This window comes from Bradyrhizobium sp. HKCCYLRH3073 (genome assembly GCF_051167995.1).
Taxonomy (GTDB): Bacteria; Pseudomonadota; Alphaproteobacteria; order Rhizobiales; family Xanthobacteraceae; genus Bradyrhizobium.
Genome location: NZ_JBNPUD010000008.1, coordinates 196,495 through 220,230, shown reverse-complemented (window position 1 = coordinate 220,230; position 23,736 = coordinate 196,495). Strand labels below are relative to the sequence as shown.

The window sequence follows — 23,736 nt, the reverse complement described above, 5'->3', positions numbered from 1 at the left end:
GCGACCGCAGGGCGCGCCGCGGAATGACGGGAGGAGAGAGGGGATCAAGGCGCCAGAAAGCGCCCCGAGGCGATGCGGGCGGCCTCGTCGACCGGCCAGTTGTAGACATAGGTCCAGGCCTCGCGGGCCGAGCCGTCGGCCAGCGTGACGCTGAGGCGCTGACGCAGGTACTCGGTCGGCTGCGCGAAGCCCTCGCCACAGGCCTCGTACATGTCGAACTCGCGCAGCATGGGCTCGGGCTGGCGCAGCCGGAACAGCTCGCCATGGACGGCATCCACGGCGTCATCCGAGAGCACGAGGCCGGGATAATGCTGGATCCGGTACAGCCGGCCGCGGCAACTGGCCTCGGCGACGAAATCGGCGTTGGCCGACAGCAACCGCGCCATCGGATGGTCGAAGCCACGCATCAAGGTGCCGTAGACGAACAGGAGATCGGATGTCGTGTCGGAGGTCATCGCCCTGCATAGCCGGCCTCGCGCGGCGAGGCCAGCTTCACGCCACGCCGCGGGCCGCCACGATCTCGTCGCTGACGACGTGGAATTTGGTCAGCGTCATCCGGCCGAACGAGGTCGACAGTGCGACGTCGGCGGCATCGCGCCCCGTGGCCATCAGGATGCGGCCGATGCGCGGCACGTTGTGGCGGGCGTCGAACGTGTACCATTCGCCCGAGAGATAAGCCTGAAACCAGCCTGAGAAATCCATCGGATAGGGCTCCGGCGGAATGCCGATGTCGCCCATGTAGCCGGTGCAATAACGCGCCGGGATGCCCATGCACCGGCACAGGGTCAGCGCCAGATGCGCGAAGTCGCGGCAGACGCCGGTGCGCTGCTGATAGACGTCGTGTGCCGACTTCATGTGATGCGCATGCTCATAGCCAAAGCTGACATGATCGTGGACGAAGTCGCAGATCGCCTGCACGCGCGCCCAGCCCGCCGGCACGCTGCCGAACAGCGACCAGGCGACGTCGGTCAGCTTGTCGGTCTCGCAATAGCGACTCGGCATCAGATACAGCAGCAGATCGTCCGGCAGCTGGTCGATCGGCAGTTGCTGCGCGGCGGGCTCGACGAGATCGGGCAAGCCCGTATCACGCACGATGGCGCTGCCGTGGAAGGTGACACCGCCGCTAGGCGCCACCAGGCGGCCGCAGATGTTGTCGAAGCTGTCGCGGTAGAAGCTGATCGGCACACCCGGCTCGGCGACGATGGTCTCGGCGCCAATGATGTCCTGGCGGCGCGAGGGATGGATCGACAGCATGATCACCATCGGCGTCGCCGCGGGCGCGGCGTAGGCGATCTCGAACCCGACCTTGATCTCCATCAGTCCCCTCTTCCGCACGCGCGGCTCTCGGCGTGTTCGATGGTCTCAGCACGCGGCTCGGCGGCGCTGACGGCCTGACGCGAACGCCACCCACAGAACCGATCGGGTCCGGCCATATCAGGCCTTGTGATCGCCTCGCGGGATCGGCATCGTCATCGAATCATCATCGCGGTTTTCGGCGATCCGATCCAGATTGGCCCCTGCTCAATTGCAGATCGTCATGCCGCCTGAATGAGCAACGAACGTGATCATGAATCAGCCGCGCGCGACCGATACGAAAAGACTCCTTCAGGGCGACGAAGTTCCGCCGGTCTACGAGCAGAACCAGGATGGCGCCTCCGCGCTGGTCTTCACCTGCGATCATTACGGCCGCCTGCTGCCGCGGGCGCTCGGTAATCTCGGCCTCGACGAGAGCGAACTGGAGCGGCACATCGCCTGGGACATCGGCATCGCCGGCGTGGCGGAGGCCGTGTCGCGCGCGCTCGATGCGCATCTGATCGCGCAGCGCTATTCGCGGCTGGTGATCGACTGCAACCGCTCGCCGAAGGCGCCGAACGCGATTCCGATGATCAGCGAGCGCACCACGATCCCCGGCAATGAGGGCCTGACGCATGAGGACGCCGAGCTGCGGCGGCGCGCCATCTTCGATCCCTATCACGACCGCATCACCGCGGTGCTCGATGCGCGCAAGGCCGCGGGGCGGCCGACCATTCTCGTCTCGCTGCACAGCTTCACGCCCGTCTATGCCGGCATCGGGCGGCCCTGGCACATCGGCACGCTGTATCAGCACGACCGTGTGCTGCCGCCGCTGCTGTTGAAGGCGCTGCGGGCCGAGCCCGATCTCGTGGTGGGCGACAATCAGCCCTATGCGGTCGGCGACGGCACCGACTACACCATCCCCGTGCATGGCGAGGCGCGCGGGCTGATCAATTCCGGCATCGAGATTCGTCAGAACGAAATCGCCGAGCCCGAGGGCCAGCAGCGCTGGGCCGAGCGGCTGATCCGCATTCTCGGCGAGATCGAGGCCGAGCTGCGCAGCAAAGGCCTCGCGTAACCTGCTACTCCGTCATGTCGGAGGCGTCGTGATGCGACAGCAATCCGGCAAGCCGCCACAGAGCTGTGCGCAGATCCTCGTGGCTTGGCAGGCCGAGCGCGAGCCTTACCGCGTTCGGTGAATGACCGTGCGCCACTGCAAAGGCGCTCGCCGGGGTGATCGCGATGCCGGCACGGGCTGCTGCGGCCGTCAAGGCTTCCGCGCGCCAGCCCTCCGGCAGATGCAGCCAGACATGGTAGGAGCGCGGATCGGCCTCGATGTGATGGCCGGCGAGGCACTCGGCGACGATCGCCTGGCGCACCAGCGCATCGGCGCGCTTGCGCCTGGTGATCTCGGCCGCCGTGCCATCGGCGAGCAGCCCCATGCCGGCGGCCAGCGCCAGCGACGTCACCGACCACGCCCCGGTGCGCACCGTGGCGGCGAATTTTTCGCGCATGGTCGAGGGGACGTACAGGAAGCCAACGGCGATGCCCGGCGCCAGCCGCTTGGCAAGGCTGTCGACCACGACGACGCGCTCCTCGGCCTGCGTCGCCAGCGAGACCTGATCGCTGAGGAAGCCGTAGACCAGATCCTCGATGATCATCAATTCGTGCTTGCGCACCAGACGCACGATCTCCTCGCGCCTCGCCTCGCTCATCGTCAGGCCGAGCGGATTCTGCATCACCGGCTGGATGTAGATCGCGTTGAGCGCGCTGCTGCGATGCGCCTTGGTCAGCGCCTCCGGACGGATGCCCTCACCGTCCATCGCGAGCGGCACCAGGGTGACGCCGAGCCGCGCCGCGATGCCCTTGATCATCGGATAGGTCACGGCCTCGACGCCGAGCCGGCCGCCGACCGGCACCAGCGCCGAGATCGCCGCAGCCAGCGACTGCCGCCCGCTGCCGGCGAAGACGAAATTTTCCGCACGCGGGCGCCAGCGCTCGCTGGCGAAGAAGGCCGCGGCGGTGCGCCCGGCCTCGGCCAGCCGACGCTGCGTGATCGGCGCCAGCACCGGCGCCAGCTTCTCCGGCCGCTGCCACGCGGCCAGCGACTTCGCGATCAGGGCCGCCTGATCCGGCAGGGTCGGAAAATTGAATTCGAGATCGATGCGGCCGTCGAACGGCTCCAGCCGCAGCGAGGGTGGCACCGGCACCGCCTCACCCGCGACGAAGGTGCCGCGCCCGACCTCGCCCACGACCAGGCCCCTGCGCAATAATTCGGCATAGACGCGGGCTGCCGTGGATGCGGCAATTCCCCGCTCATAGGCGAACTGGCGCTGCGGCGGCAGCCGGTCACCGGCCTTCAGCCTGCCGTTGGCGATGTCCTCGGCGATGTCGTCGACCAGGGCCGTATACGAAGCATTCATGCTATATTGTACCGAGAGCAATGTTTCGATTGCACCGAGATATGTATGGCGCGATTGCTCTTCGAACAACGCAATTGAAGAGCAATAGGTGACTCATGGCATATTCCCTGGCGCAGCGTTGGGCAACTCCGCAAGTTGCCCACGGAAAGAGCAATTTGCTCGGGGTGCCGCAACTCTGGCTGCAGCGCCTGTTCTGGCGGTCCGAACTGGCAATGCTGGATCGCGACCAGATGCGCGACTGCGGCCTTGATCCGGCGATCGTCCAGGAAGAGGCCAACAAGCCGTTCTGGCGCGACTGACAACGACGTCGAGGAGGACACCGAAATGCCGACGCTTCCGTTCCATCAAGTCGACGTGTTCTCCAAGGTGGCCTTCAAGGGCAACCCGCTTGCCGTGATCGCCGAGGCCGACGGCCTCGACGATGCGGCGATGCGGGCGATCGCCAACTGGACCAACCTGTCCGAGACCACCTTCCTGTCGCGTGCCCAGGATCCGGGCGCTGATTATCGCGTGCGCATCTTCACCCCGCAGCGCGAGCTGCCTTTTGCAGGCCATCCGACGCTCGGCTCGTGCCACGTATGGCTCGCGCTCGGCGGCCGGCCGAAGGGCGAACACGTGGTGCAGGAATGCGGCGCGGGCCTCGTGCGCATCAGGCGCGACGGAGAGCGGCTCGCCTTCGCAGCCCCGCCGCTCAGGCGCTCCGGCCAAGTCGATGCCGAACTGACCAGCAGGATCGCAGCAGCGCTCGGCATCCAATCGAGCGCGATGCGCGCCGTGCAGTGGGTCGACAACGGCCCGGGCTGGATCGGCGTGCTCCTCGACTCGCGCCGCGCGCTGCTCGACATCCGCTTCAATCCGGCGGCGCTGCCGCAACAGCCGATCGGCGTGGTCGCACCATGGGATCGAGCGCAGGATGGCATGGATGCCGACTACGAGGTCCGCGGCTTCATGTGGGGCGGCGGCGAGGACCCGGTGACGGGCAGCCTCAATGCAAGCCTGGCGCAATGGCTGATCGGAGCCGGAATTGCTCCGAAGCAATATGTTGCGTCCCAGGGCACCGTGCTCGGCCGCGCCGGCCGCGTCCATGTCGCGCAGGACGGCGACACGATCTGGATCGGCGGCGACGTCGCGCCGGTGGTGAAGGGGACGATCAGCCTGTAACGCCGGCGGCCCCTCCTCCCTCCCCCCCCCGGGCCCTCCGGGGTGAGAGCAGGCGCTAAACTCAATGCGGGCTCACCGCGCCCGCGTCAGCGCCAGCCAGACCCCGCCCCCGATCATGAAGCCGCCGGAGATGCGCGACACCAGCCGGGTCCGCCTGGCCGAGAACAGTTTTCGCGCACGGCCCGCGAGCAGCGCATAGATCGCGTCGGTGAGACCCGCGATCACCATGAAGGTGACGCCGAGCAATCCGACCTGCGGCACGTGATCCCGGCCCATGTCCATGAACTGCGGCAGGAACGCCCCGAAGAACACCATCACCTTCGGGTTCGACAGCAGCACCAGCAGGCCCTGCAGGAAGAAGCCGCCGCGCGGCGGCGGAGGCGGCTCCTCGCCCGCCGAGATCCCCTCGATCGGCGAGCGGATGAGCTGAATGCCGAGCCACACCAGATAGGCCGCGCCGATCAGCCGCACCCATTCGAACCAATAGCCCATGGTCGCCATCAGCGACGTCAGGCCGACAGCGACGATGCCGATCGCGATCGCAAGCCCGGTCTGCACGCCGGCGATATTGATCAACGCGGCACGGGTTCCGTGACGCAGACCGTTGGCGATCAGCAGCGTCACGACGGGACCGGGCAGCAGCGCAAGCCCGATGCAGGCGGCAACGAAGGCGAGATAGACTTGCAGGGACATGAGGCGCCTCGATGTGGATGAGATGTCACTAATGCACGGCATGTCGGCAGAGGGAAGCTGCAACATCTCGACGTATTCCAAGTCGAACAACTTGCAGCGCTCCGCTTGACACGTAACCTTTTGGTTGCCTATTCTTCATCATATGGACGACGTCTTCAAGGCGCTGGCGGATGCGTCGCGGCGGGCGCTGCTCGACAGGCTTCATGCGCGGAACGGCCAGACCTTGACCGAGCTCTGCGACGGCCTCGCCATGACGCGGCAGGCGGTGACCAAGCACCTGGCGATTCTGGAAGCGGCCAATTTGGTCACGACGCTCCGGCACGGCCGCGAGAAGCTGCACTTCCTCAATCCGCTGCCGATCCACCAGATCGGCGACCGCTGGATCAGGAAATTCGAGCGCGCCAAGCTCGTCGCGCTCGGTGAATTGAAGAAGCGATTGGAGGAACGGGATGACTGAGCCGAAGGAGACCCACGCCGTCGATCTTGCGCACTTCAAGCCGGAGACGGTGTACACGATCTACATCGCGGCGACGCCGGAGAAGGTGTGGCAGGCGCTGACCTCGGCCGAGTTCAGCCGGCAATATTTCTTCGGCTTCGCGATTGAAGCCGAGCTGAAGGCGGGCGGCGCCTTCATCGTGCGCGCGCCCGACGGCTCCGAGCACATCAGCGGCCAGGTGATCGTCTGCGAGCCGCCGTACCGGCTGACGGTCACGTGGGATGTCAACTGGCCGGGCCTCGTCGACGCACTGGGCCGCACGCTCGTGACCTACGAGATCGAACCGGCTGGCGACGCCGTCCGTCTCACGATGACCGAAGCGCATGAGCGGCCGCTCTCCGACGACATCCTGTCCGGCGGGCGCCAGGGCTGGCCGGCCATCCTGTCGAGCCTCAAGAGCGTGCTCGAGACCGGCAAGCCGCTCGCGGTGAAGATGACGCCGCCGACGCGCATGCTGGCGGCCCTGAAGGCGATGGGGATTGCGGTGCCTTGAACGACAAGGCCTGCTACGATACCGCAGCGATCTGTGGGATGCTGGCGAGAACAACGCCGACCTGGACCGCATTGCTCAGCATGCCACCCCAATGTAACCGGCGCAGCCGACGCACGGCCGTCGCATCGCCGGAATCCCTGTCGCGGATGCGCGCGTCCATCTGCCGCAGAAACCAGCGGCGCGAGAGCAGCGCGAACGCCGCGATCAGGCCAATGCCCAGCCCCAGAACGGGGCGACCGTCGGCCAGAACGACCAGCGCGCCGATGCCACCAGCGATCGAAAGCGCCACGAAGTAGGAGTCGAACATACCGCGCAGGAGCCGGGTGACCGGCACGATGTCGAGCCGCACCAGCAGAAAGGCCGGCGCGGCCAGCAGCAGATAGAACATTGGCAGCAACAAGACGATCGTGGCAAACAACGCGATGTTGTCCGGCATCATTCTCCTCCGATATTGGCGCCGGAAGGACCACCGGCGAGCCGCGTTTCGAAACGAGCCCGTTCGAGGGCGTCCATGCTCCATCGAACCTTCGTCGCGGCTCGCCCTTGCCTTACGCCGGAGCTACGATCCGGCGGTACAGATGCCAGGTCGCATGGCCCAGCACCGGCACGGTGACCAGCAGTCCCAGGAAGTACGGCAATGCCGAGATGATCAGCAGCACGGTGATGACGGCGGCCCAGCCGATCATCGGGCCGGGACTGGTGACGACCGCGCGCACGCTGGTGATCATCGCCGTCACGAAATCGACGTCGCGCTCCAGCAGCAGCGGAAACGACACGACCGTGAGCGAGAACAGCACCAGCGACAGGGCGGCGCCGTCGAGATTGCCGATCGCGAGGAAGAGCAGACCTTCGTTGGTCGTCAGCACCACGGTCATGAACTCCCTGATGCTGGAGAAAGAAGCATTGAGCCCGAGCAGCAGCGCGATCAGGAGGCGCACCTGGTACATCCAGATGATGAAGAAGAATAGCGTCACGAACGCCATCCAGCCGATCTCGCCGCGCGAAGTGATCGTGCGCCAGATCCCGCCATAGGACATCGGCTGGCCGAGTTCGCGGCGGCGGCTGACCTCATAGAGACCGATCGCGACGAACGGGCCAATCAGCGCAAACCCCGCGGCCAGCGGATAGGCCAGATAGACCATGCCGAAGGCGGTGACGCACAGCACGATGCTGATGCCGCCGAGCACGTAGATCAGCCCGAAAGCAAGGCCGAACATGGGCTGAGCCTGAAAATCGCGGAGGCCTTGCGTCAAGGCCTCGGCAATATCGGCCGTGGTGATGCGGCGCACCACGGGATCGGATCGTCCCGAGACGGATGCGGTCATCGGCGTACCCTCCAGACTGTTGTTCTTTGCACCGATGCTAACAGCGGGAGGGCGGGGATTTCAATTTCAACTTGTAGGCAGAGGATAAGGGCGTGACCTTCACATCTCGTCCGACGATGAAGCTCTCACAGCACGGACGGTATGCTCCCTCTCCCGTTCTTACGGGGTGAGGGTTGGGGTTAAGGGGCAAACGCACGGGAAGTGTCCGTGGCGAGACCTGTCCCCCTCACCCGGATTGCATCTGACGATGCAATCCGACCTTCCCCGCAAGCGGGGCGAGGTGCACCGAGCGTGCCGCGCCACCTTGCTTTACATCTCAGCGACTACCGACGAAAAGGCGGTCGGACCGCCGCCCCTACCCCCGCGCCCTCAACTCCCGCCGCAGCACCTTGCCGGTCGCCGTCATCGGCAGGGTGTCGGTGAATTCAACGTGGCGGGGGTATTCATGCGCGGCGAGCTTCACCTTGACGAAGTCCTGGATCTCTCGCGATAGCGTGTCATTTGCAACGAAGCCGGGCCGCAGCACGATCCACGCCTTGATGGCCTCGGTGCGCACCGGGTCGGGAATGCCGACGACGGCCGCCAGCGCGACCGCCGGATGCTTGAGCAGCGTGTCCTCGATTTCCGCCGGGCCGATGCGATACCCGGCCGACGTGATGACGTCGTCCTCGCGGCTCGCATACCAGAAATAGCCGTCGTCATCCTGGGTGCCGAGATCGCCGGTCAGCAGCACGTCGCCCGCGAACTTCTTCCGCGTCGCCTCCGGATTGCGCCAATATTCTATCATGGTGCAGGGGTTGGGCTGGCGCACGCCGATGATGCCCCTCTCGCCGCGCGGCAGCTCCTCGCCCTTGTCGTTGACGATCAGAACCTGGAAGCCGGGCGTCGCCTTGCCCATCGAGCCCGGCCGGATCGGAAACAGCTTTGCATTGTTGCCGACCACGAGATTGCACTCGGTCTGGCCGTAGATCTCGTGCGCATCGATGCCGAATGTCGCGCGCACCCAGTCGAGCAGCTCGGCGCCGAGCGACTCGCCGCCGGTGAGGATGCTGCGCAGCCGGACCCCCTCGTGCTTGACGTTGGCCTGCCGCATCAGCTTCAGCGCCGTCGGCGGCAGGAATACGTTGCGGACGGCGTAGTCGGCCATCAATTGCATCGCCGCCTGCGGCACGAACTTCTTCGCGCGATACCCCACCACCGGCACCGCGTGATACCAGGCGGGAAACAGCGCGTCGAACAGGCCGCCGATCCAGGCCCAATCCGCCGGCGTCCACATGACGTCGCCGGGCTTCGGTAGGAAGCCGTGCACCATCTCGACATTGGGCAGATGTCCGAGCAGCACGCGATGGGCGTGCAGCGCGCCCTTGGGGTTACCGGTCGTGCCCGAGGTGTAAATGATGATGGCAGGGTCGTCGCTTGACGTGGCGACGGTCGGGAATTGATCCGAGGCGCGCTCCAGCGCCGGCCAGAATGGCCGGGCGCCGAGGCCGTCGCCGTCAGTGACATAGATCGTCTTGAGCTCCGGCAGATGGTCGCGAATGCGCGCAAGCTTCGCAAAGCCCGTGGTGTCGGTGACGACGACCTTGGCGCCGGAGTTCTGCAGCCGGAATTGCAGCGCGTCCTCGCCGAACAGCGTGAACAGCGGCACCGAGACGAGACCGGCGCGAAACGCCGCCAAATGGACGATCGGCAGCTCCAGCGACTGCGACAGGAACACCGCGACGCGGTCCCCCTGCGCGAGACCATCGGCCTTCAATACGTTGGCGAAGCGGCAGGAGTCATCGCGCAGCTCATCGAACGACACGCGCCGTGCGGCGCCGTCCTCCTCGACGACGATCAGCGCCAGTCGCCTGGAGCCGTCGGCGTGGCGATCGCAGGTCGCGACCGCGATGTTGAACTGCGCCGGAATGTCCCAGCGGAAGTCGCGCGTGAGCTGTTCGTAGTCGGACGTTTCCTTGAGCATGGAGGAGGCGTTTCCCTCTCGGTTGTTAGTTCAAGCGCTTCGCCCATGAGCTGGCGATTGCATGGGCGCTTGCACGGTCTCCTTACGTCACCCCGCTCTTGTCCGCCGTAGCTCGAAGAGCGAAGGCGGATGCGGGGGAGAGGTCGGATTGCATCGAAGATGCAATCCGGGTGAGGGGGTACAGGGGGGGTACAGGTCTCACCACCAGCACTTCCCGTGCGTCTGCCCCTCACCCCAACCCTCTCCCCGTGAAGAACGGGGAGAGGGAGCGCACTGCACGTGCGGCTCGCGCCGTGCGCAAAAATAGGCGGTGGCTAGCCCGACAGCGCCGCCTTCACCAGCGCGCTCGCCTTGGCGAAATCCATCTGGCCGGTATACTTCGCCTTCAGCACGGCGATCACCTTGCCCATGTCCTTCATGCCGGCGGCGCCAGTCTCGGCGACCGCAGCGGAGATGGCGGTCTTCACCTCGTCGTCGCTCATCTGCTTCGGCAGATAGGCCGAGATGACCGCGATTTCCTCGCGCTCGCCGGCGGCGAGCTCGGCGCGGCCGCCCTTCTCATACAGCTCGACCGATTCCTGACGCTGCTTGATCATCTTCTGCAGCACCGCGAGCACGTCGGCGTCGGTCAAGGGCGGCTTGCCTTCGCCGCGCGCGGCGATGTCGGCGTTCTTCAAGGTCGAGTTGACCATGCGCAGGGTGGACAGCTTGCGCTCGTCCTTGGCCTTCATCGCCTCCTTGACCGCATTGTTGATGTCGTCGCGCAGCATGATCTTGCCCTCTCGAATTCCGTTGCGGCTGGTCTAGGCGGTTCGTCCCGGCGAGACAACTCGGTTCCGCATACGTTCCGGCCGTTCACTCGTAAACCAGGCCATTCTCCGTGCAAATTGACCGAAATCGCGTGTGAATCGCTCGCTTCCCGCTTTGACGCCGCTCGCCAGGGGCACTATGTAGAGGCCTCATGACACACATCGAAACTGACGCCGCCTGGCCGGACCATAAACCGACCGCGCTCCTCGTGCTCGCCGATGGAACGGTGCTGGAAGGCTACGGCCTCGGCGCCGAGGGCCACGCGGTGGGCGAGGTCTGCTTCAACACCGCAATGACCGGCTACGAGGAGATCCTGACCGATCCGTCCTATGCCGGCCAGCTCATCACCTTCACCTTCCCGCATATCGGCAATGTCGGCACCAACGACGAGGATATCGAGACGGTGAACATGGCGGCGACGCCGGGCGCGCGCGGGGTGATCCTGCGCACGGCGATCACCGACCCATCGAACTACCGCGCCACGCGCCATCTCGACCAGTGGCTGCGCGCGCGCGGGATCATCGGGCTGTCCGGCATCGACACAAGGGCGCTGACCGCGCTGATCCGCTCCAAGGGCATGCCGAACGCCGTGATCGCGCATGCCAGGGACGGCCATTTCGACCTCGACGCCCTGAAGAAGGAAGCGCGGGAGTGGCCGGGCCTGGAGGGCATGGACCTCGTGCCGATGGTGACTTCCGCCCAGCGCTTCACCTGGGACGAGACCCCCTGGGTGTGGAACGAGGGCTTCGGCCAGCAGACCAAGCCGGAGTTCAACGTCGTCGCGATCGACTACGGCATCAAGCGCAACATCCTGCGCCTGCTCGCCGGCGTCGGCTGCAAGGTGACGGTGGTGCCGGCGACGACGCCGGCCGAGGACATCCTGGCGATGAAGCCGGACGGCGTGTTCCTGTCGAACGGACCGGGCGATCCCGCGGCGACCGGCAAATATGCCGTGCCGGTCATTCAGCAGGTGATTTCATCGGGCACGCCAACCTTCGGCATCTGCCTCGGCCATCAAATGCTCGGACTTGCGGTCGGCGCCAAGACCAAGAAGATGCATCAGGGCCATCACGGTGCCAATCATCCGGTCAAGGACGAGACCACCGGCAAGGTCGAGATCACCTCGATGAACCATGGCTTCGCTGTCGACCAGGATACGCTGCCATCGGGCGCGACGCAGACCCACATCTCGCTGTTCGACGGCTCGAATTGCGGCATCCAGCTCGAGGGCAAGCCGGTGTTCTCGGTGCAGTACCACCCGGAAGCTTCGCCCGGCCCGCGCGACTCGCACTATCTGTTTCAACGCTTTGCCGAGCTGATGCGCGAGAAGAAGCGCAGCGCAGCCTGAGGCCGGTGACTCCAGACAATTCGAAATGCCCGGGCTGGTCCCGGGCATTTTTCTGTCCGCAATCATGTGATCGCCTGCGTCGGTATTGCCCTCGATCTTTTCGCACAGCATTTATATGATAGATGTCATACCTTGGAGGTCGACAACATGAGCGAGACGGATTTGCGCGGTGAATTCGGCGTGGTGCCCGCGGCGGTGCTGGCCTCGATGTCCGGGCTCGATTTCGTGCGCGGCATCTTTGCCGGGACTTTGCCGCAGCCGCCGATCATGCAGACCGTCGCGCCGTTTGACTGCAGCGCCGAGCCCGGCCAGGTCGTCATGCACAGCGTTCCGGCCTTGCGGCACTACAATCCGATCGGCTCGGTGCACGGCGGCTACGCCGCGATCCTGCTGGATTCCGCGATGGGGCTCGCCGTCCACACGATGTGCCCGCAGGGCAGCGGTTACACCACGCTTGAATTCAAGGTCTCTTTCATCAAGGCCATGACCGAATCCACCGGCATCGTGAGAACGGAGGGCAGGACGCTGTCGTTCGGACGCCGCGCCGCGACGGCCGAGGCACGCATCGCCGATTCGCAAGGGCGCCTGCTGGCGCACGCCACTACGACTTGCCTGGTGTTCGAACTGCCCAAGGCGTGAACTGGAACGGCGGCCACGCAGGCCGGTTGATGGGGGTGAGGTTCATCTTTTTCCGAGGTCGCCATGCCTGCCGCCCCCTCGCCACGCGTCAAGACAAGCGAACCGCTCGGCATCGTATTCACGGACGACGGCCTCGTGCCCAACAATCCGCTGCCGTTCCTGGTCTACGAGGCCGTCATCGATCTGGATAGCACCGATCCGGCGGCCGACATCGAGCGCATGTTCGCCGCCAATGGCTGGGGCGACATGTGGCGCAACGGAGTCTACGACTATCTGCACTATCATGCGACCGTGCATGAGGCGCTGGGCGTCGCCAGCGGAACGGCGCGGGTCCGCTTCGGCGGCGACCGCGGTCGGGAACTGGAGCTTCGGCCAGGCGACGTCGCCATCCTGCCGGCGGGCACCGGACATCAATGCATCGCCGCCAGCAGCGATTTCTGCATCGTCGGCGCCTATCCGCCCGGACCAAAGATGCAGATCACGCGGCCGACGCCGGAGAACCACGCGCGCGCCCTGAAGACGATCCCGGCGGTACCGCTGCCCGCGACCGATCCCGTTCTCGGTGCGGGCGGCCCACTGACGCGCCTGTGGCACCAGGCGCGCTGATCAGGCGCAATACAGCCGATACAGTGTCTGCAGGATCTCGCGGACCTCGCGGCTCGCCAGCCGATAGTAGATCGTCTGGCCATCGCGCCGGGTGGCGACGAGATCCAGCGCGCGCATCTTGGCGAGATGCTGCGACAGCGCTGCCTGTCGCAACCCGACCTGCTCGGCGAGATCGCCGACCGCGCGCTCGCCGTCGATGAGGTTGCAGAGCACCATGAGGCGCTTCGAATTCGCCATGGCAGCGAGCAGGCCCGCCGCCTCCTCCGCCTTGACGTCGAGCGCCGCCACCATGGCCTCACGGGTTTTGCGCCTGGCCTGTGTTGTCATCATTGTTACTTCTTCATTTTCGTATATATGCAATAATGCACATGATAGCTGATTGCAACATGCCCCCCTGACGAGGGAATCAAGGACGATATGATCACGGAGTATACAGCGGTCACGGCGCTCGCAGGCGGCGCCCTCATCGGCGCTGCAGCCGTCATGCTGATGGGCCTGACCGGCCGCATCGCCGGCGTCAGCGGCATTGCCGCGCGGCTGTTGCCGCCCTGGGACAGCGCCCTCGCTGGCCGGCTCGCCTTCATAGGCGGCCTGGTCGCGGCCGCCCTTGCAGTCCGCATCGTCAGCGGGAGCCTGCCGCCGCTGAAGCTGGAGGTCGGTCCGATCGATATGGTTGCAGCCGGGCTGCTGGTCGGCTTCGGGGCGGTCTGGGGCAACGGCTGCACCTCGGGTCATGGCGTCTGCGGCATCGCCAGCCTGTCGCCGCGCTCGATCGTCGCCACGCTGGTGTTCATGGCCACCGCGGTCGCGACCACCTTCCTCGTTCGCCACGTGCTGTGAGGCGCCATGATCATCTTCGTCCAGTTCACCGTCGGCCTCGTCTTCGGCCTCGGGCTGCTGCTCTCGGGCATGTCCAATCCGGAGAAGGTGCTCGACTTCCTCGATTTCGCCGCGATCCGCTCCGGCGGCTGGGATCCGAGCCTGATCCTGGTGATGGCTGGAGCAGTGGGCGTCGCCTTCATCGGCTTCCGATTGGTTTTCCGGCGCCGGCGTCCGGTCCTCGGTGACCAATTTCACCTGCCATCCTCGCAAGTGCTGGATTGGCGGATCGCAACCGGCCCTGCGATCTTCGGCATCGGCTGGGGCCTCGCCGGCATCTGCCCGGGCCCGGCCTTCGTGGCGCTCGGCTACGGCTCGCCTGCCGTGGTCCTGTTCGTCACGGCCATGATGATCGGAATGGCCGCAGCCCGCATGCTCTCGCGCCGCCGGCCCTCGCTCGCCGCGGTCACTTCAGAATGAGGAAGGATTGAATGCCCGGCATGCCACATCCGGTCGACCTGTCGGTGAAACCCGAGGTCACACCGTTCTTCGACCCCGCCACCAACACCGTCAGCTACGTGGTCAAGGATCCAGGCTCGCGGGCCTGCGCCGTGATCGATTCAGTCATGGACATCGACTATGCCTCGGGGCGCATCGCGCCGCATTCGGCCGACAAGATCATCCGCCTGATCGAGGATCGCGGCTGGCAACTGGACTGGCTGATCGAGACCCATGTCCATGCCGACCATCTGTCGGCTGCGCCCTACATCCAGTCCCGGCTGGGCGGCAGGATCGGCATCGGCGCCAACATCAGGATGGTGCAGGAGACCTTCGGCAAGATCTTCAACGAAGGCACCGAGTTTCAGCGCGACGGCAGCCAGTTCGACCGCCTGTTCCATGATGGCGACAGCTACCGGATCGGCGCAATGACCGCCTTCGCCATGCATACGCCGGGTCACACGCCGGCCTGCATGACCCATGTGATCGGAGACGCCGCCTTCGTCGGCGACACGCTGTTCATGCCGGATGGCGGCTCGGCACGGGCCGACTTTCCTGGCGGCGATGCGCGCACGCTGTATCGCTCGATCCGCCGCGTGCTGGACCTGCCTGACGCGACGCGGCTGTTCATGTGCCACGACTACGGTCCAAACGGCCGCGACATCCGCTGGGAAACGACGGTGGCCGAGCAGCGCGCGCACAACATCCACGTCCGCGACGGCATCACCGAGGATCAGTTCGTCGCCGCCCGCGAGGCGCGCGACCGCACCTTGGACATGCCCAGACTGATCATCCCCTCCCTGCAGGTGAACATGAAGGCGGGACGGCTGCCGACGCCCGATCAGGACGGCCGGCGCTTCCTGAAAGTGCCGCTCAACGCACTCTAAGACACCCCTCGCCCCACCGAGCACGCGGCAGACGTCGCGGCTCGGCTTTCCCATTTGGCAGCGGCCGGGCACCGGCGCGGCACGCCACTCTGGAGCATCGCAGGATGACTTTGTCCGCTGCCGAGCTTGCGCTCGGCTCGCTGTCCGGCTCTTTCGTCGGATTCACGCTCGGCCTGATCGGCGGGGGCGGATCGGTGCTGGCCGTGCCGCTCATGGTGTATCTGGTAGGCGTCGGCAATCCCCACGTCGCGATCGGCACGAGCGCGGTCGCCGTGGCGATCAACGCGGCGGCCAATCTCGCCAATCATGCCCGCTCCGGCAACGTCAAATGGCCTTGTGCGCTGGTGTTTGCTGCAACGGGCGTGGTCGGCGCCTTCGCTGGCTCGACGCTCGGCAAGATGGTCGACGGTCAGAAGCTGCTGCTGCTGTTCGCCCTGGTCATGATCGTGATCGGACTCTTGATGCTGCGCAAGCGCGGCACGAACAGCCAGCTGGACGTCAAGCTTTCGCGCGACAATCTTTTGCCGCTAGTGGCATTCGGCTTCGGCACGGGAACGCTGTCCGGCTTCTTCGGCATCGGCGGCGGCTTCCTGATCGTTCCGGCTCTGATGTTTGCGACAGGCATGCCGATCCTCTACGCGATCGGCTCCTCGCTCGTGTCCGTCACGGCGTTCGGACTGACGACCGCGGCGAACTACGCGCTGTCGGGGCTGGTCGACTGGGCACTGGCGGCGACCTTTCTCGTCGCCGGCATCGCCGGTGGCCTGGTCGGTGCCAAGCTGGCCGCTCGCCTGTCCGGCACGCGCGGCACCCTGAACAAGGTGTTTGCCAGTGTGGTGTTCGTGGTGGCGGCTTACATGATCTACCGGAGTTGGTCGGCACTCGGCCACTCCACATAGCGCGGCATCGAGACTGCACGGGCGCACCACGTGCTCGCAGCGCGCCCGGACCTCAACTCGACGCGGGCCCGCTTATGCCGCGTTGCTGCCTTCCTGGCGGCTGGCTTCGAACAAGAACCAGGTGCGGCGCTCTGTCTCGTCGATGAAGGTCTCAAGCAATCCCGCGGTGGCCGGATCGTCATTGTCGTCGCACAGCTCGTGCGCCTTGCGCATCGCGGCCGCCATGTGCTTGTTGTCCTCCATCAACTCCCGCAACATCTCGCGCGGCGGCACATACTCCTCGTTGTTGTCCTTGATGGTCTGCAGCTTGCTGATCTGGCCGATCGACTTGACCGTGGTACCGCCGAGCTTGCGAACTCGCTCGGCGAGCTGGTCCGTTGTGGCGAAGATCGCGTCCGACTGCTCGTCGAGCATCAGGTGATAGTCATGGAAGTGCCGGCCGCTGACGTGCCAGTGGAAATTCTTGGTCTTAAGGTAAAGCGCGAACGCATCGGCAAGCAGCGTGTTCAACGCCGTCGAAATCTTGTTCACGGCGTCCGGCGACAGATCGGTCGGGGTATCGAGCTCGGGGGCGGTCTTGTCGGTCTTTGCTTTACTCACGGGTCAGCCTTCCTGTTAGAAGCAGCGATGGACACGGGTGATCGGACCCGTTAACGCTCGCTGACCCCCCAAGTTCCCATCAAGGAACTGTGTTTGCCGGAACCCGCCATGGACGACTGGATCGACTATTACGATTCCACGCACACGATCTATGCGAGCAAGCTGCATCGCGACCTGCACTTCCAGGCGATTGCGCGCGACATCGTCGGCTATATCCCCTCGCCCGACGCGGTCGTTCTCGACTATTCCTGCGGAGAAGCCTTATCGGCCGCCAAGGTCGCCGACGCCTGCATGACGCTGATCCTGGCCGAGCCGGCGCCGGGCGTGCGCGGCCGGCTGATCGCGCGTTTCGCCCCCAACACCAAGATCCGCGTGCGCTCGCTGGACGAGCTGCGCAACATGCAGGAAGGCTCGATCGACCTCGTCGTCATGAACTCCGTGGCACAGTACATGAGCGAGGCGGAATTCGACGCAGCCCTGGCCGTGATCAGGCGGCTGCTGAAGCCGTCCGGAAAGTTCGTCCTCGGCGACGTCCTGCGCCCGGACGTTGGCATGGGCCGCGACGTGCTCGCGCTGCTGATGTTCGCCGCACGGGACGGCTTCCTCAAGGACGCCATGGTCGGGCTGGTCGCCACTGCCCTGTCCGATTACCGGCAGCTGCGGACGAAGGTCGGCCTGCAGCGCTACAGCGAGGCCGAGATCCTGGCGCGGCTGAAGAAGGCCGGCCTCAGCGCTGTCCGAGCGCCGAAGAATATCGGCCACAATCCCTGGCGCATGACCTTCGTGGCGCAGCCGGTGACGGGAACCGCGTGACCGGCCGAGCCGACCAGCCCGCGCGCTGGCCCAACATCGAGCAACCGGATTAGGGTTAACTGAAACACGGGCTGGCTCACGCGGCCGTGAGAGGTAAGATCATTCCCGGCCCGGTGGCGGAAGCTACGACGCGAAGAGCGGTGCAACGCTCTTGAACCTGGTTCAAGTCCAGGCCGGGCCTCCAGCCTTCGCCGCTGCGCGGCTTCGGCTCTGCGAGCCATCCGCCGCCCTTCCGCCAGCTCCGGCCAATTTGACCGTTGATTTCGGGCCAAAACCCTTTTCGCTCAGAGGAAACTGGTCTAAAGACCGCTCGCGCGCGAGCACTGGTCGCGCCTTGGCCCTTGGCCTTCGGGGACGCGCAGCACGCGCGCCCTTTTTTTGTGCCCAATTCTCTGCCGTTTCTTGCCCGTGAGCTTGAATGCCGAAACGAACCGACATCTCGACCATCCTGATCATTGGCGCCGGTCCGATCGTGATCGGCCAGGCCTGCGAATTCGACTATTCCGGTACGCAGGCGGTGAAGGCGCTGAAGGAGGAGGGCTATCGCGTCGTCCTCGTCAATTCCAATCCGGCCACGATCATGACCGATCCGGAATTGGCCGATGCGACCTATATCGAGCCGATCACGCCGGAGATCGTCGCCAAGATCATCGAGAAGGAACGCCACATCATCCCCGGCGGCTTCGCGCTGCTGCCGACCATGGGCGGGCAGACCGCGCTGAACTGCGCGCTGTCGCTGCGCCGGCAGGGGACGCTGGAGAAGTTCGACGTCGAGATGATCGGCGCCACGGCTGACGCGATCGACAAGGCCGAGGACCGCCAGCTCTTCCGCAACGCGATGGAGAAGATCGGGCTGCAGACGCCGAAGTCGCGGCTCGCCAATGCGTCGGCGCTGAAGAAACAATATCGCGACAAATATCTGGCCGAGCGCGAGACGCTGTCGGGCGCCGCGCGCGACGAGCTCGACCGGCAATGGACGCTCGGCGAGAACGAGCGCCGCAAGCGCTATCAGGAGCATGCGCTGGGACAGGCGCTGATGGCGCTGTCCGAGATCGGCCTGCCCGCGATCATCCGTCCGTCCTTCACCATGGGCGGCACCGGTGGCGGCATCGCCTACAACAAGGAAGAGTATCTCGACATCATCGAGCGTGGTCTCGATGCCTCCCCCACCAACGAAGTGCTGATCGAGGAATCGGTGCTCGGGTGGAAGGAGTACGAGATGGAGGTCGTCCGCGACAAGAAGGACAACTGCATCATCGTCTGCTCGATCGAGAACCTCGATCCGATGGGCGTGCACACCGGCGACTCCATCACGGTCGCGCCGGCGCTGACCTTGACCGACAAGGAATATCAGATCATGCGCGACGCCTCGCTGGCGGTGCTGCGCGAGATCGGCGTCGAGACCGGTGGCTCCAATGTGCAGTTCGGCGTCAACCCGGCCGACGGCCGCATGGTCGTGATCGAGATGAACCCGCGCGTGTCGCGCTCCTCGGCCTTGGCCTCGAAGGCCACCGGCTTCCCGATCGCCAAGGTCGCGGCCAAGCTCGCGGTCGGCTACACGCTGGACGAGATCGCCAACGACATCACCGGCGGCGCGACCCCGGCGTCGTTCGAGCCGACCATCGACTACGTCGTCACCAAGATTCCGCGGTTCGCCTTCGAGAAATTCCCGGGCGCGTCGACCACGCTGACCACCTCGATGAAATCGGTCGGCGAAGTCATGGCGATCGGCCGCACCTTCCAGGAGAGCCTGCAAAAGGCGCTGCGCGGTCTCGAGACCGGTCTCACCGGCCTCGACGAGATCGACATCGAGGGGCTCGGCCGCGGCGACGACAAGAATGCGATCCGCGCCGCCCTGGGCACGCCGACCCCGAACCGCCTGCTCCAGGTCGCCCAGGCGATGCGCCTCGGCTGGTCGGACGAGGACATCTTCAACTCCTGCAAGATCGATCCCTGGTTCCTGGCGCAGATGCGTGGAATCGTCGAGATGGAGGACAAGGTCCGCCGCCACGGCCTGCCGCCGAACGCGAGCGGCATGCGCACGCTGAAGGCGATGGGCTTCTCCGACGCGCGGCTCGCGGTGCTCGCCAACACCACCGAAGCCGAGGTCGCCGCCAAGCGGCAGGCGCTCGGCGTCCGTCCAGCGTTCAAGCGAATCGACACTTGCGCGGCGGAGTTCGCTTCACCGACCGCCTACATGTATTCGAGCTATGAGACGCCGTTTGCAGGCCGACTCGGCGACGAGAGCGCGCCGTCGGACAAGAAGAAGGTCATCATTCTCGGCGGCGGCCCGAACCGGATCGGCCAGGGCATCGAGTTCGACTATTGCTGCTGCCATGCCTGTTTCGCGCTGGCCGATGCCGGCTACGAGACCATCATGGTCAACTGCAATCCGGAGACGGTCTCGACCGACTACGACACCGCCGACCGGCTGTATTTCGAGCCGCTGACGGCCGAGGACGTGCTCGAGATCATCGCCACCGAGCGCAAGAACGGCACCGTGCATGGCGTCATCGTGCAGTTCGGCGGCCAGACGCCGCTGAAGCTCGCGCGCGCGCTCGAAGCCGCCGAGGTACCGATCCTCGGCACCTCGCCTGAGGCCATCGACCTGGCCGAGGACCGCGACCGCTTCAAGCGCATCCTCGACAAGCTGCATCTGAAGCAGCCGAAGAACGGCATCGCCTACTCGGTCGAGCAGGCGCGCCTGGTGGCGGCCGATCTCGGCCTGCCGCTGGTGGTGCGTCCGTCCTATGTGCTCGGCGGCCGCGCGATGCAGATCATCCGCGAGGACAACCAGCTCAGCGACTACCTGCTCGGCACCCTGCCGGAGCTGGTGCCGGCCGACGTCAAGGCGCGCTATCCCAACGACAAGACCGGCCAGATCAACACGGTGCTGGGCAAGAACCCGCTGCTGTTCGACCGCTACCTGTCCGACGCCACCGAGATCGATGTGGACTGCCTGTCCGACGGCAAGGACACCTTCATCGTCGGCATCATGGAGCACATCGAGGAGGCCGGTATCCATTCCGGCGACTCCGCCTGCTCGCTGCCGCCGCATTCGCTCGACGAGGCGACCATCGCCGAGCTGGAGCGGCAGACCCGCGAGCTGGCGCTCGGGCTCGACGTCGTCGGCCTGATGAACGTGCAATATGCGATCAAGGACGGCACGATCTACGTGCTCGAGGTCAACCCGCGCGCCTCGCGCACGGTGCCCTTCGTCGCCAAGGTGGTTGGCACGCCGGTCGCCAAGATCGCGGCCCGGATCATGGCGGGCGAGAAGCTCGCCGATTTCGGGCTGACAAAGCGCGCGCTCAAGCATGTCGGGGTCAAGGAATCGGTCTTCCCGTTCGCCCGCTTCCCCGGCGTCGACACCGTGCTCGGCCCGGAGATGCGCTCCACCGGCGAGGTGATGGGCATCGACCGCTCGTTCGCCGTGGCGTTCGCCAAGAGCCAGCTTGGGGGCGGCACACGCGTGCCGCGCAAAGGCACGGTGTTCGTGTCGGTGCGTGAAAGCGACAAGGCGCGCATCACGGAGGTGGTGCGGATGCTCCACGAACTCGGCTTCAAGGTGGTGGCGACGTCCGGCACCCAGCGTTTCCTGACCGACCAGGGCGTGCCGACCGAGAAGATCAACAAGGTGCTGGAGGGACGGCCGCACATCGTGGACGCCATCACCAATGGCGACATCCAGCTGGTCTTCAACACCACCGAAGGCCCGCAGGCGCTGGCTGACAGCCGCTCGCTGCGGCGCGCTGCCCTCTTGCATAAAGTGCCGTATTACACCACTCTTTCGGGTGCCGTGGCGGCCGCGCAAGGCATCCGTGCCTATCTCGGGGGAGACCTTGAGGTCCGCACCCTGCAGAGTTACTTTTCCGAAAACTAATCGCAGCGCGCGGGCGAACGCCCGCTAAGCGGTTGGCAACAATCGGCAATAGAAGCTTTCAGGAACTCGCCGCCCCGTTCGATGTTGTACCGGCCTTTGACGGGACGGTCTTGCCGGGCCTTCAGGCTTTGCTTTGAGCCGCAAAGGCCTATTCTGAAGATGCTGATCGTGCGCGCCCCCGCCCGCACGACTGAAGGACGAGAAGAGATGGTGGAAAAGGTTCCCATGACTTCGATGGGCTACGCCGCGTTGGAGAACGAGCTCAAGCAGCGCCAATCGGTGGACCGTCCGCGCATCATCGAACATATCGCGGAAGCGCGTTCGCATGGCGACCTGTCCGAGAACGCGGAATATCACGCCGCAAAGGAAGAGCAGTCTCACAACGAGGGCCGCATCGCCGAGCTCGAGGACAAGCTCGCGCGCGCCGACATCATCGATGTGACCAAGCTCTCCGGCGACACGATCAAGTTCGGCGCGACGGTGACCCTGATCGACGAGGACACCGAGAAGAAGACGGTCTGGCAGATCGTCGGCGAGGTCGAGGCGGACGCCAAGAAGGGCAAGATCTCGATCACATCCCCGCTGGCGCGTGCGCTGATCGGCAAGAAGATGGGCACCACCGTCGAGGTCATGGCGCCCGGCGGCGCCAAGTCCTACGAGATCGCCAAGGTCGAGTGGCGCTGAGCGCACCCCGGCGATCTCTGCCCAAAGGCCGCGCTTCTCGCGCGGCCTTTTTCATTGTCGCGCTCGTCATCGCGGTTCGCTCGCGCAACACAACTATCGATTGCCCGCGGCCAGATATGTCCGCAATGCGGCGAGAACACGCGTAATTCATCTGTTTCGGCACCACCTGCCCGTGACGCAGTTCCGCGATTGCGCTAGCAATTGCAACACTGTCTCAAGTTAGAACATGGGGGATGACTACATGGAGCAGATGCTTTCCAGATACCAACCGCTGGCGTTGAGCCTGTTTCGCTTCATCACGGGGCTGATGCTGTTTCAATATGGCGTCGCGAAAATTCTGAGAATTCCGGCGGAGTCCCCGTTCGCGAAGGTGGAGCTGACGTCGCTGTACGGGGTCGCGGGCGGCATTGAACTCGTTCTCGGCGCGTTGCTGCTGCTCGGCCTGTTCACACGGCCAGTCGCATTCATCCTCTCCGGCGAGATGGCCTTCGCTTATTTCATCAGCCACGCCCCAAGGGGCTTCTTCCCGGTCGTCAATAACGGTTCGCTTGCGATCGAACTCTGCTTCGCCTGTCTCTTTCTTGCGACCGCCGGCGGCGGCCCGATCAGCCTGGATTCGATACTGCGCAAGAAGGGGTGAGCTCCCGGCAGCGCGCCGTCATTCCGGGGCGGTGCGCCAGCATCGAACCCGGAAATGATGGGCTTGCTTTGCGGTCTCAGGATTCCGGGCTCAGCCCTGCGGGCTGCCTCCCGGAATCATAGTCGAGCCTTATCCGCGTCCCTTGACCTCGAGCGGCACGGCCGCCTCGTATTTGGAGTTATGCAGCACCAGCGAGGTCCTGACGTTGCGCACATGGGGTGCCGCCGTCAGGTGGGTCACGAACTCCTGGAACGTCGCCATGTCCGGCGCCACGCATTTCAGGATGAAGTCCACCTCGCCGGACAGCATCCAGCATTCCCGAACCAACGGCTCGGACCGCACGAACTCTTCGAACGCCTTCAGGTCGGCGTCCGCCTGGCTGGATAGGTGGACCGAGGCGAACACGGTCACATCGAAGCCGAGCTTGCGCGGGTCGAGCAGGCCCCGGTAGCCGGTGATGTAGCCTTCCTCCTCCAGGGTCCTGACCCGGCGCAGGCAAGGCGGCGGCGAGATGCCGACCCGCTTGGCGAGCTCGACATTGGTGATCCTGCCATCGGCCTGGATTTCGCTCAGGATTTTGAGATCGATCTCATCAAGATTCTTGGACACGGGGATTGTGGGCTCTGGCGGGATAGGAGGAGGCGCAGGGGCGCCGGGGGACGATGGGCAACTCTCTTAGCGCAGGCTGGTCAATTTGCGCAATTTTATTACTTTAGATTTCCCCCGTTGACCGGGTCGTGAAGGGAAAATTCGCCGAGATGCG

Annotated in this window: 27 protein-coding genes and 1 tRNA gene; 17 read left to right on the top strand and 11 right to left on the bottom strand. The window is 65.3% G+C overall.

From position 1 onward, the window contains the following. Window positions 1–44: 44 nt before the first annotated feature. Both ACQR1X_RS20295 and ACQR1X_RS20290 read right to left on the bottom strand, forming a co-directional pair. Complete coding sequence (locus ACQR1X_RS20295) at window positions 45–455, bottom strand: gamma-glutamylcyclotransferase family protein (protein WP_315802658.1); 411 nt, start codon at window positions 453–455, stop codon at window positions 45–47. A gap of 37 nt (window positions 456–492) precedes the next feature. Continuing rightward, the gene (locus ACQR1X_RS20290) at window positions 493–1,317 is read right to left on the bottom strand and encodes a transglutaminase-like domain-containing protein (RefSeq protein ID WP_434884676.1); all 825 of its coding nucleotides are present in this window, start codon (window positions 1,315–1,317) and stop codon (window positions 493–495) included. Window positions 1,318–1,567: 250 nt separating this feature from the next. Between ACQR1X_RS20290 and ACQR1X_RS20285 the strand changes: the two genes are divergently transcribed. Further along, window positions 1,568–2,371: an N-formylglutamate amidohydrolase gene (locus ACQR1X_RS20285; RefSeq protein WP_434884675.1), complete on the top strand. Its 804-nt coding sequence runs from the start codon at window positions 1,568–1,570 to the stop codon at window positions 2,369–2,371. 4 nt (window positions 2,372–2,375) lie between these two features. On the opposite strand, the gene ACQR1X_RS20280 is transcribed toward ACQR1X_RS20285, so the two are convergent. Next, window positions 2,376–3,785 carry a PLP-dependent aminotransferase family protein gene (locus tag ACQR1X_RS20280; protein ID WP_316179726.1) on the bottom strand — a complete coding sequence of 470 codons (1,410 nt, stop codon included), beginning with the start codon at window positions 3,783–3,785 and terminating at the stop codon, window positions 2,376–2,378. A 26-nt stretch (window positions 3,786–3,811) separates the two neighbouring features. Here ACQR1X_RS20280 and ACQR1X_RS20275 point away from each other — a divergent pair, with 26 nt between their 5' ends. Both ACQR1X_RS20275 and ACQR1X_RS20270 read left to right on the top strand, forming a co-directional pair. After that, a complete protein-coding gene (locus ACQR1X_RS20275; RefSeq protein ID WP_315802654.1) occupies window positions 3,812–4,015 on the top strand; it encodes a hypothetical protein in 204 nt (67 codons plus the stop codon). 25 nt (window positions 4,016–4,040) lie between these two features. Beyond that, entirely contained in the window at window positions 4,041–4,877 is an 837-nt protein-coding gene (locus ACQR1X_RS20270) for a PhzF family phenazine biosynthesis protein (protein ID WP_434899448.1), read from the top strand. 72 nt (window positions 4,878–4,949) lie between these two features. On the opposite strand, the gene ACQR1X_RS20265 is transcribed toward ACQR1X_RS20270, so the two are convergent. Next, on the bottom strand, window positions 4,950–5,570 hold the full coding sequence (locus ACQR1X_RS20265) for a LysE family translocator (RefSeq protein ID WP_316236741.1): 621 nt from the start codon (window positions 5,568–5,570) through the stop codon (window positions 4,950–4,952). A gap of 142 nt (window positions 5,571–5,712) precedes the next feature. On the opposite strand from ACQR1X_RS20265, the gene ACQR1X_RS20260 reads away from it, so the two are divergent. Both ACQR1X_RS20260 and ACQR1X_RS20255 read left to right on the top strand, forming a co-directional pair. Continuing rightward, on the top strand, window positions 5,713–6,027 hold the full coding sequence (locus ACQR1X_RS20260) for an ArsR/SmtB family transcription factor (RefSeq protein ID WP_315802651.1): 315 nt from the start codon (window positions 5,713–5,715) through the stop codon (window positions 6,025–6,027). Further along, window positions 6,020–6,559: an SRPBCC family protein gene (locus ACQR1X_RS20255; RefSeq protein WP_315802650.1), complete on the top strand. Its 540-nt coding sequence runs from the start codon at window positions 6,020–6,022 to the stop codon at window positions 6,557–6,559. The genes ACQR1X_RS20260 and ACQR1X_RS20255 overlap by 8 nt, the downstream gene beginning before the upstream one ends. Window positions 6,560–6,572: 13 nt before the next feature. Here the strand turns inward: ACQR1X_RS20255 and ACQR1X_RS20250 are convergent, their stop codons facing one another. The 4 genes from ACQR1X_RS20250 to ACQR1X_RS20235 form a co-directional block, all read right to left on the bottom strand. Beyond that, on the bottom strand, window positions 6,573–6,995 hold the full coding sequence (locus tag ACQR1X_RS20250) for a hypothetical protein (protein ID WP_315802649.1): 423 nt from the start codon (window positions 6,993–6,995) through the stop codon (window positions 6,573–6,575). A 112-nt stretch (window positions 6,996–7,107) separates the two neighbouring features. Continuing rightward, window positions 7,108–7,884 carry a DUF2189 domain-containing protein gene (locus tag ACQR1X_RS20245; protein WP_316179733.1) on the bottom strand — a complete coding sequence of 259 codons (777 nt, stop codon included), beginning with the start codon at window positions 7,882–7,884 and terminating at the stop codon, window positions 7,108–7,110. Window positions 7,885–8,239: 355 nt separating this feature from the next. After that, complete coding sequence (locus ACQR1X_RS20240; RefSeq protein ID WP_434873585.1) at window positions 8,240–9,847, bottom strand: acyl-CoA synthetase; 1,608 nt, start codon at window positions 9,845–9,847, stop codon at window positions 8,240–8,242. Between the two features lie 314 nt (window positions 9,848–10,161). Next, window positions 10,162–10,617 (bottom strand): GatB/YqeY domain-containing protein, encoded by a 456-nt coding sequence (locus tag ACQR1X_RS20235; protein WP_315717508.1) that lies wholly within the window; start codon window positions 10,615–10,617, stop codon window positions 10,162–10,164. A 191-nt stretch (window positions 10,618–10,808) separates the two neighbouring features. On the opposite strand from ACQR1X_RS20235, the gene carA reads away from it, so the two are divergent. The 3 genes from carA (at window position 10,809) to ACQR1X_RS20220 (ending at window position 13,250) form a co-directional block, all read left to right on the top strand. Next, complete coding sequence (gene carA / locus ACQR1X_RS20230) at window positions 10,809–12,005, top strand: glutamine-hydrolyzing carbamoyl-phosphate synthase small subunit (RefSeq protein ID WP_316236738.1); 1,197 nt, start codon at window positions 10,809–10,811, stop codon at window positions 12,003–12,005. A 147-nt stretch (window positions 12,006–12,152) separates the two neighbouring features. Beyond that, a complete protein-coding gene (locus ACQR1X_RS20225; RefSeq protein WP_434899490.1) occupies window positions 12,153–12,644 on the top strand; it encodes a PaaI family thioesterase in 492 nt (163 codons plus the stop codon). 63 nt (window positions 12,645–12,707) lie between these two features. Beyond that, complete coding sequence (locus ACQR1X_RS20220; protein ID WP_434899447.1) at window positions 12,708–13,250, top strand: cupin domain-containing protein; 543 nt, start codon at window positions 12,708–12,710, stop codon at window positions 13,248–13,250. On the opposite strand, the gene ACQR1X_RS20215 is transcribed toward ACQR1X_RS20220, so the two are convergent. Beyond that, complete coding sequence (locus ACQR1X_RS20215) at window positions 13,251–13,577, bottom strand: ArsR/SmtB family transcription factor (RefSeq protein WP_315802866.1); 327 nt, start codon at window positions 13,575–13,577, stop codon at window positions 13,251–13,253. Between the two features lie 90 nt (window positions 13,578–13,667). On the opposite strand from ACQR1X_RS20215, the gene ACQR1X_RS20210 reads away from it, so the two are divergent. The 4 genes from ACQR1X_RS20210 (at window position 13,668) to ACQR1X_RS20195 (ending at window position 16,353) form a co-directional block, all read left to right on the top strand. Beyond that, window positions 13,668–14,090 (top strand): YeeE/YedE family protein, encoded by a 423-nt coding sequence (locus ACQR1X_RS20210; protein ID WP_315802865.1) that lies wholly within the window; start codon window positions 13,668–13,670, stop codon window positions 14,088–14,090. A gap of 6 nt (window positions 14,091–14,096) precedes the next feature. After that, window positions 14,097–14,549, top strand: a complete 453-nt coding sequence (locus tag ACQR1X_RS20205) for a DUF6691 family protein (protein WP_434873588.1) — start codon at window positions 14,097–14,099, stop codon at window positions 14,547–14,549. 11 nt (window positions 14,550–14,560) lie between these two features. Further along, window positions 14,561–15,454: an MBL fold metallo-hydrolase gene (locus ACQR1X_RS20200; RefSeq protein ID WP_434899446.1), complete on the top strand. Its 894-nt coding sequence runs from the start codon at window positions 14,561–14,563 to the stop codon at window positions 15,452–15,454. Between the two features lie 104 nt (window positions 15,455–15,558). After that, window positions 15,559–16,353 carry a sulfite exporter TauE/SafE family protein gene (locus ACQR1X_RS20195; protein ID WP_316217919.1) on the top strand — a complete coding sequence of 265 codons (795 nt, stop codon included), beginning with the start codon at window positions 15,559–15,561 and terminating at the stop codon, window positions 16,351–16,353. Window positions 16,354–16,425: 72 nt separating this feature from the next. Here ACQR1X_RS20195 and ACQR1X_RS20190 read toward each other — a convergent pair whose 3' ends face one another. Beyond that, a complete protein-coding gene (locus ACQR1X_RS20190; RefSeq protein ID WP_315802641.1) occupies window positions 16,426–16,953 on the bottom strand; it encodes a Dps family protein in 528 nt (175 codons plus the stop codon). 108 nt (window positions 16,954–17,061) lie between these two features. On the opposite strand from ACQR1X_RS20190, the gene ACQR1X_RS20185 reads away from it, so the two are divergent. From ACQR1X_RS20185 to ACQR1X_RS20165, 5 genes are all read left to right on the top strand, one after another. Next, on the top strand, window positions 17,062–17,766 hold the full coding sequence (locus ACQR1X_RS20185; protein WP_315802640.1) for a class I SAM-dependent methyltransferase: 705 nt from the start codon (window positions 17,062–17,064) through the stop codon (window positions 17,764–17,766). A 107-nt stretch (window positions 17,767–17,873) separates the two neighbouring features. After that, window positions 17,874–17,950, top strand: a tRNA-OTHER gene (locus ACQR1X_RS20180). Window positions 17,951–18,184: 234 nt separating this feature from the next. Next, the gene (gene carB / locus ACQR1X_RS20175) at window positions 18,185–21,649 is read left to right on the top strand and encodes a carbamoyl-phosphate synthase large subunit (protein ID WP_315802639.1); all 3,465 of its coding nucleotides are present in this window, start codon (window positions 18,185–18,187) and stop codon (window positions 21,647–21,649) included. A 207-nt stretch (window positions 21,650–21,856) separates the two neighbouring features. Further along, entirely contained in the window at window positions 21,857–22,333 is a 477-nt protein-coding gene (gene greA / locus ACQR1X_RS20170) for a transcription elongation factor GreA (RefSeq protein WP_315717519.1), read from the top strand. Between the two features lie 241 nt (window positions 22,334–22,574). Then, a complete protein-coding gene (locus ACQR1X_RS20165; RefSeq protein ID WP_434899445.1) occupies window positions 22,575–22,973 on the top strand; it encodes a DoxX family protein in 399 nt (132 codons plus the stop codon). A 129-nt stretch (window positions 22,974–23,102) separates the two neighbouring features. Here ACQR1X_RS20165 and ACQR1X_RS20160 read toward each other — a convergent pair whose 3' ends face one another. Next, window positions 23,103–23,582 (bottom strand): Lrp/AsnC family transcriptional regulator, encoded by a 480-nt coding sequence (locus ACQR1X_RS20160; RefSeq protein ID WP_434894582.1) that lies wholly within the window; start codon window positions 23,580–23,582, stop codon window positions 23,103–23,105. Window positions 23,583–23,736 lie beyond the last annotated feature (154 nt).

Bases quoted from the DNA above. Each gene is read 5' to 3' on its own strand.
- ACQR1X_RS20275 (WP_315802654.1), top strand. From the start codon at position 3,812: ATGGCATATTCCCTGGCGCAGCGTTGGGCAACTCCGCAAGTTGCCCAC.
- ACQR1X_RS20205 (WP_434873588.1), top strand. From the start codon at position 14,097: ATGATCATCTTCGTCCAGTTCACCGTCGGCCTCGTCTTCGGCCTCGGG.
- carA (WP_316236738.1), top strand. From the start codon at position 10,809: ATGACACACATCGAAACTGACGCCGCCTGGCCGGACCATAAACCGACC.
- carB (WP_315802639.1), top strand. From the start codon at position 18,185: ATGCCGAAACGAACCGACATCTCGACCATCCTGATCATTGGCGCCGGT.
- ACQR1X_RS20220 (WP_434899447.1), top strand. From the start codon at position 12,708: ATGCCTGCCGCCCCCTCGCCACGCGTCAAGACAAGCGAACCGCTCGGC.
- ACQR1X_RS20270 (WP_434899448.1), top strand. From the start codon at position 4,041: ATGCCGACGCTTCCGTTCCATCAAGTCGACGTGTTCTCCAAGGTGGCC.
- ACQR1X_RS20245 (WP_316179733.1), bottom strand. From the start codon at position 7,884: ATGACCGCATCCGTCTCGGGACGATCCGATCCCGTGGTGCGCCGCATC.
- ACQR1X_RS20295 (WP_315802658.1), bottom strand. From the start codon at position 455: ATGACCTCCGACACGACATCCGATCTCCTGTTCGTCTACGGCACCTTG.
- ACQR1X_RS20255 (WP_315802650.1), top strand. From the start codon at position 6,020: ATGACTGAGCCGAAGGAGACCCACGCCGTCGATCTTGCGCACTTCAAG.
- ACQR1X_RS20265 (WP_316236741.1), bottom strand. From the start codon at position 5,570: ATGTCCCTGCAAGTCTATCTCGCCTTCGTTGCCGCCTGCATCGGGCTT.
- ACQR1X_RS20195 (WP_316217919.1), top strand. From the start codon at position 15,559: ATGACTTTGTCCGCTGCCGAGCTTGCGCTCGGCTCGCTGTCCGGCTCT.
- ACQR1X_RS20235 (WP_315717508.1), bottom strand. From the start codon at position 10,617: ATGCTGCGCGACGACATCAACAATGCGGTCAAGGAGGCGATGAAGGCC.
- ACQR1X_RS20225 (WP_434899490.1), top strand. From the start codon at position 12,153: ATGAGCGAGACGGATTTGCGCGGTGAATTCGGCGTGGTGCCCGCGGCG.
- ACQR1X_RS20260 (WP_315802651.1), top strand. From the start codon at position 5,713: ATGGACGACGTCTTCAAGGCGCTGGCGGATGCGTCGCGGCGGGCGCTG.
- greA (WP_315717519.1), top strand. From the start codon at position 21,857: ATGGTGGAAAAGGTTCCCATGACTTCGATGGGCTACGCCGCGTTGGAG.
- ACQR1X_RS20285 (WP_434884675.1), top strand. From the start codon at position 1,568: ATGAATCAGCCGCGCGCGACCGATACGAAAAGACTCCTTCAGGGCGAC.
- ACQR1X_RS20185 (WP_315802640.1), top strand. From the start codon at position 17,062: ATGGACGACTGGATCGACTATTACGATTCCACGCACACGATCTATGCG.
- ACQR1X_RS20250 (WP_315802649.1), bottom strand. From the start codon at position 6,995: ATGCCGGACAACATCGCGTTGTTTGCCACGATCGTCTTGTTGCTGCCA.
- ACQR1X_RS20215 (WP_315802866.1), bottom strand. From the start codon at position 13,577: ATGACAACACAGGCCAGGCGCAAAACCCGTGAGGCCATGGTGGCGGCG.
- ACQR1X_RS20240 (WP_434873585.1), bottom strand. From the start codon at position 9,847: ATGCTCAAGGAAACGTCCGACTACGAACAGCTCACGCGCGACTTCCGC.
- ACQR1X_RS20210 (WP_315802865.1), top strand. From the start codon at position 13,668: ATGATCACGGAGTATACAGCGGTCACGGCGCTCGCAGGCGGCGCCCTC.
- ACQR1X_RS20290 (WP_434884676.1), bottom strand. From the start codon at position 1,317: ATGGAGATCAAGGTCGGGTTCGAGATCGCCTACGCCGCGCCCGCGGCG.
- ACQR1X_RS20165 (WP_434899445.1), top strand. From the start codon at position 22,575: ATGGAGCAGATGCTTTCCAGATACCAACCGCTGGCGTTGAGCCTGTTT.
- ACQR1X_RS20200 (WP_434899446.1), top strand. From the start codon at position 14,561: ATGCCCGGCATGCCACATCCGGTCGACCTGTCGGTGAAACCCGAGGTC.